Source organism: Cellulosimicrobium cellulans (genome assembly GCF_042723955.1).
In the GTDB taxonomy this organism is placed as follows: domain Bacteria; phylum Actinomycetota; class Actinomycetes; order Actinomycetales; family Cellulomonadaceae; genus Cellulosimicrobium; species Cellulosimicrobium cellulans_H.
Window position 1 is genome coordinate 1 of record NZ_JBHXIC010000154.1, and the last position, 5,199, is coordinate 5,199.

At 74.5% G+C, this 5,199-nt stretch carries 6 protein-coding genes; 4 read left to right on the forward strand and 2 right to left on the reverse strand.

Going from position 1 to position 5,199, the window contains the following annotated elements; translation table 11 throughout:
* Nucleotides 1-43: 43 nt before the first annotated feature.
* Nucleotides 44-454 (reverse strand): FKBP-type peptidyl-prolyl cis-trans isomerase, encoded by a 411-nt coding sequence (locus ACFWH7_RS20705; RefSeq protein ID WP_378219517.1) that lies wholly within the window; start codon nucleotides 452-454, stop codon nucleotides 44-46.
* A gap of 136 nt (nucleotides 455-590) precedes the next feature.
* Here ACFWH7_RS20705 and ACFWH7_RS20710 point away from each other — a divergent pair, with 136 nt between their 5' ends.
* The 3 genes from ACFWH7_RS20710 (at nucleotide 591) to ACFWH7_RS20720 (ending at nucleotide 2,820) form a co-directional block, all read left to right on the forward strand.
* Nucleotides 591-1,478 carry an alpha/beta fold hydrolase gene (locus ACFWH7_RS20710; RefSeq protein WP_378219519.1) on the forward strand — a complete coding sequence of 296 codons (888 nt, stop codon included), beginning with the start codon at nucleotides 591-593 and terminating at the stop codon, nucleotides 1,476-1,478.
* 25 nt (nucleotides 1,479-1,503) lie between these two features.
* Nucleotides 1,504-2,061: a TetR-like C-terminal domain-containing protein gene (locus ACFWH7_RS20715; protein WP_378219521.1), complete on the forward strand. Its 558-nt coding sequence runs from the start codon at nucleotides 1,504-1,506 to the stop codon at nucleotides 2,059-2,061.
* Nucleotides 2,062-2,136: 75 nt separating this feature from the next.
* Nucleotides 2,137-2,820, forward strand: coding sequence for a hypothetical protein (locus tag ACFWH7_RS20720; RefSeq protein ID WP_378219523.1), 684 nt, complete (start codon nucleotides 2,137-2,139; stop codon nucleotides 2,818-2,820).
* A gap of 78 nt (nucleotides 2,821-2,898) precedes the next feature.
* On the opposite strand, the gene ACFWH7_RS20725 is transcribed toward ACFWH7_RS20720, so the two are convergent.
* Nucleotides 2,899-4,308 carry a cystathionine beta-synthase gene (locus tag ACFWH7_RS20725; RefSeq protein WP_378219525.1) on the reverse strand — a complete coding sequence of 470 codons (1,410 nt, stop codon included), beginning with the start codon at nucleotides 4,306-4,308 and terminating at the stop codon, nucleotides 2,899-2,901.
* A 125-nt stretch (nucleotides 4,309-4,433) separates the two neighbouring features.
* On the opposite strand from ACFWH7_RS20725, the gene ACFWH7_RS20730 reads away from it, so the two are divergent.
* The gene (locus tag ACFWH7_RS20730) at nucleotides 4,434-5,135 is read left to right on the forward strand and encodes a DUF5701 family protein (RefSeq protein WP_378219527.1); all 702 of its coding nucleotides are present in this window, start codon (nucleotides 4,434-4,436) and stop codon (nucleotides 5,133-5,135) included.
* Nucleotides 5,136-5,199: the final 64 nt, after the last annotated feature.

Consider the following 5,199-nt stretch of genomic DNA (forward strand, 5'->3'; position numbering starts at 1 on the left):
GCTCCGCGCCGACGACGAACACCCAGCACTCAGCGGGGAGGTGTCACTGGACGTCGACGATGTCCACCACGAAGACGAGCGTGTCCGTGCCCGCGATGCCGGCCTGCGGCACGCCGCGCTGGCCGTAGCCGTGCTCCGGAGGGATCGAGAGCAGCACGCGCGAGCCGACGTTCTGGCCGACGAGGCCCTTGTCCCAGCCGCCGATCACGGCGCCGACGCCGATCGGGAACGCGATGGTGTCGCCGCGGTCGTAGGAGTTGTCGAACACGTGGCCGCCCCATGCCTGGCCGAGGTAGTGCACGACGATGTTGCGCCCCGACGTGACGGCCGGGCCGTCGCCCTCGCTGAGCACGACGACCTGCAGACCGCTGGGCGCGTCCGTCTCGGGGAAGGTGAGCGTCGGCTTGTCGCCGAAGGATCCCGAGGCGGTGGGAAGGGTGGGCTGGTCGGTCACGAGGATGCCTCTCGTCGGGTGCAGGAAGCCCGCGCGGGCGCGGGTCTCCCCACCCTACGCGTGTCGTCACCTCCGGGCCGTGGCGTCTCCGGGGCGACCCTTGCACGCATTGGCTAATGGTATTAGCCTTGGGGCTATGAACACGAGCCAGCAGCCCCCCGTGCACCATCTCGCCCTCGCCGAGGGGCGTCTCGCCTACACGGACGAGGGCACCGGCCCCCTCGTCGTCGCCTCGCCCGGCATGGGCGACCTGCGCGCCACCTACGACGACGTCGCCCCACGCCTCGTGGCCGCGGGCTACCGCGTGGTCGTCGTGGACCTGCGCGGCCACGGCGACAGCGACACCACGTTCTCGACCCACGGCGACGAGGCGACGGCGTCCGACTACGTCGCGCTCGTCGAGCACCTGGACGCGGGCCCCGCCGTCCTGCTCGGGAGCTCCATGGCGGCGTCGGCCGCCGTGATCGCCGCGGCCGAGCGTCCCGACCTCGTGCGCGGGCTCGTCCTCCTCGACGGGTTCCTCCGCGAGCCGTCGTCGCCCGCGAAGCTCCGTGCGATGCGCGTGCTCTACCGCCTCGCGCTCGCGCGGCCGTGGGGCGCCGCGTTCTGGGCGTCGTTCCACGGTTCGCTGAACAAGGGCCGCACGCCCGCACGCCTCGCCGTGCACCAGGCCGCGATCCGCGCCAACCTCTCCGAGCCGGGCCGCCTGCGCTCCTTCCGGGACCTCACCCTCCAGCTCGACCACCGCGTCGTCGAGCCGCGCGTCCCCCACGTGGAGGCGCCCGCGCTCGCGATCTTCGGCGCGCTCGACCCCGACTACGCCGACCCCGCGGCCGAGGCCGCGTGGGCCGAGGAGTCGCTCGGCGCCACGACGCTCGTCCTGCCGGAGGTGGGCCACTACCCGCAGCTCCAGGCGCCCGAGGAGGTCGTCAGCGCGACGCTCGCGTTCCTCGCGGACCTGCCCGACGATGCCGCACACCCGGCCGGCGTGCGCCACGACGGGTCGGGGCGCACCCGTGGCTAGGGCGGGGCTCTCGCACGCGGCGGTCGTGCGGATCGCCGTCGACCTCGTCGACGCGGGCGGCCCGACCGGTTTCGCCGACCTCACGCTCTCGAAGGTCGCCGCGCAGGCGGGCGTCGCGACGCCGAGCCTCTACAAGCACGTCGGGTCGCTCGCCGCCCTGCGGCGCGAGGTCGCCGTCGTGTCGGTCGAGGACTACACGCGCGCCCTGACCGACGCCACGGTGGGGCTCGCCGGGCCCGACGCCGTCGCCGCTCTCGCGCACGCGACCCGCCGCTACGCCCGCGCTCGCCCGGGCCGGTACGCCGCGGTCCAGGTCGCGCCCGACCCCGACGACCCCGCCGACGCCGCGCTCTCCGCGGCGGCAGTGCGCAGCGTCCAGGTCGTGGCCGCGGTGCTGCGCGGCTTCGACCTCCCCGAGGACCGCACGATCGACGCGATCCGGTCCGTGCGCGCGAGCCTCCACGGCTTCGTCGCGCTCGAGCTCGGCGGGGGATTCCGGCTCCCGGACGACCTGGACCAGAGCTTCGAGGCCCACGTCCGCGCGATGCTCACCGGCCTCGCGGCGCTCGGCGGCGGCTCCTGACCACGCGCCGGTCCTGAACCGCACAGAACGATCTGACGGACACCTACCCGTCCCCGCGAACCCTCGGAGGCTCCCATGAGCTCGACCACCACGGCAGCGCCAGCCGCGACCACGTCGCCGACCTCGACCCGACGCCTGACCGCCGCCGCGCTCGTCGCGGCGGGTGCGGGCTTCGTCCTGTTCCCTGTGCTGCGCCCCTGGCCGGACGAGGCGCACCCGACCGCCGAGCTCGCCGCCGCGTTCGCGTCCGACCGCTGGGTCGTCGCGCACCTGTGCGGCATCCTGGCGATCGGCCTGCTCGCCCCGGCGCTCCTGGGCCTGCGATCGACGGTCGCCGCCCGAGCCTCACGGCGCACGACCGATCTGCTCGCGTCCGCGACGGGACTCGTCTGGGCGGGCGGATTCCTCGCCGCGCTCTTCTTCGGTGCCGAGATGTTCGGCATCCAGGCGATCGCGCGCTCCGCGACCGGCCCCGCCGCCACCGGGTTCCTCGATGTCGTGACGGACCTCCGTACGGGATCCCTCGCCGTCACGCTCTTCGGCGCGGGCCTGACCCTCCTCGCGGCGGGCGGTTTGCTGACCGCGATCGCGCTCCGACGCGTCGCGCGCTGGTGGTTCACCCTGCCGTTCGCCCTCGGCCTCTTCCTGCTGCTGCCGCAGTTCTGGGGCGGTCCCGGGCTCAGGGTCGCGCACGGTGTCATGCTCGGTGCCGGGTGCGCGCTCCTCGCGGTCGTGGTTCTCCGCCGACCACGACCCTGACCGCTGTCGAGAACGACCTGAGGGCCGTTATCCGTCGGATAGCGACCCCCAGGTCGTTCTCGGCGAGACGTCGAGGGCTCAGCGGGCGGCGACGAAGCCCAGGAGGTCGTGGCGGGTGAGGACGCCGACCGGGTCACCGTCCTCGACGACGAGCAGCGCATCGGCGTCGTGCAGCGCGGCGCGCACGGCCTCGACGCCCTCGCCCGCGCCGATGAGCGGGAAGCGGGCCTCCATGTGCTGGTCCACGCGGTCCGCGAGGGACGCGCGGCCGGAGAACACGGCGTCGAGCAGCTCGCGCTCGCTCACCGACCCCGCGACCTCGCCGCTCTTCACCGGCGGCTCCGCGCCGACGACGGGCATCTGGGAGACGCCGTACTCGCGCAGGATCTCGATGGCGTCGCGCACGGTCTCGCTCGGGTGCGTGTGCACGAGGTCGGGCAGGCGCCCGTCCTTGGCGCGCAGCACGTCGCCCGCGGTCACGCCCTCCTCGTCGGGCAGGAACCCGTACGACCGCATCCAGGCGTCGTTGAAGATCTTCGACAGGTAGCCGCGCCCGCTGTCGGGCAGCAGGACCACGATCACGGCCCGCGCGGCAGCCTCCGGGTCCTCCTCCTCGAGCCGGCGCGCGAGCCGCAGCGTCGCCTCGACCGCCATGCCGCACGACCCGCCGACGAGCAGGCCCTCCTCGCGCGCGAGGCGGCGCGTCATCGCGAACGAGTCCGCGTCCGTCACGGGGATGACCTCGTCGGGGACCGAGGGGTCGTACGCGGCCGGCCAGAAGTCCTCGCCCACGCCCTCGACGAGGTACGGGCGCCCGTCGCCGCCGGAATACACCGAGCCCGCCGGGTCGGCACCGACGACGCGCACGCGGCCGCCGTCGGACTCCGCGCGGTCCGCCGAGACCTCCTTGAGGTAGCGCCCGGTGCCCGTGATCGTGCCGCCCGTCCCGACGCCCGCGACGAAGTGGGTCACGCGGCCGTCGGTGTCGTCCCAGACCTCCGGCCCGGTGGACTCGTAGTGCGACGCCGGGCCGTTCGGGTTCGCGTACTGGTTCGGCTTCCACGCCCCGGGGATCTCGCGGACGAGGCGGTCCGAGACGGAGTAGTAGGAGTCCGGGTGGTCCGGCGCGACGGCGGTCGGGGTCACGACGACGCGCGCGCCGTACGCGCGCAGCACGTCCCGCTTGTCCTGGCTCACCTTGTCCGGGCACACGAACACGCAGTCGTACCCCTTGCGCTGCGCGACGAGCGCGAGGCCGACGCCGGTGTTGCCGGACGTGGGCTCGACGATCGTTCCACCCGGCGCCAGCTCTCCGGAGGCTTCCGCGGCCTCGACCATCTTCAGCGCGATGCGGTCCTTGACGGAGCCGCCGGGGTTCACGTACTCGACCTTGGCGAGGATCGTCGCGCTGAGGCCTTCGGTGACACGGGACAGCCGGACGAGCGGGGTACCGCCGACGAGCTCCGAGACGTGCTCTGCGTATCTCATGCCCCGATCATCCCCGATCCGCGCGACGTGCGTGCGTCGTGCGACCCCCCGGCGGCACCACGGTGGGAATTTCCGTACGGTGTACAGCGTTGAGCCCTCCGACCGCCCCGACCGAGAGGTGACCCGTGCCCGAGACGACCACCGCCGCCCCGCACCCGACCGCCCCCGCGACGACCCTCCCCGACCTGCCCGGCCTCGCCGCCCAGGCCGAGCGCCTCGTCGCGCTCGGCGTCCACGAGCTCGCGGGCCTGGCGCCCGACGCGCTCCGCGCCGCCGCGGGCGGGCTCGCGAGGACCACGCCCGCCGGAGCGCTGCTCGTCGTCGACCCGCGGCTCGCGCCGCCGTCGGCCCTGGCTCCCCTGCTGCGGCTCCCCGCGCGCGACGGTGAGAAGGAGGGCTTCGTCGTCGTCGACATGACGGACGTCGACCGCTTCGCGCCGATCGAGGGCATCGAGGTCCCCGACGGACCGCTCTACGCCGTCGCGGGCCCGGACCGTGGCGACGACCTCGCGAACTGGTCGCCGGACGAGGCGCTGCCCGAGCTCACCGCCCGGGGCCGGACGCCGATGCTGCTGCACGAGGGCATCCACTGGGCGCTGCAGGCGCCGAGCGTCCTCACGCGCAACCTCTGCTACATGACGATCGGGTCGCGCCTGCGCAAGCCCGACGGCCGTCTCGACGCCCGCACCCCGGCGCTGTGGATCTCGAACGGCACGGGCCGCGACGGGCGCGAGCGGCGCGGTGCGCCGAAGGTCGGCTGGTGCTGGGCGGGCAACCGCCACACGTGGCTCGGCTTCGCCTCGGCCACGGGCCGCCTCCCCTCCTGACCCCGTCGATCCCCGGCTCTGGGCGAAGTGGGGGGGGGGCCGGGGGAGGGGGATGGCCGGACCG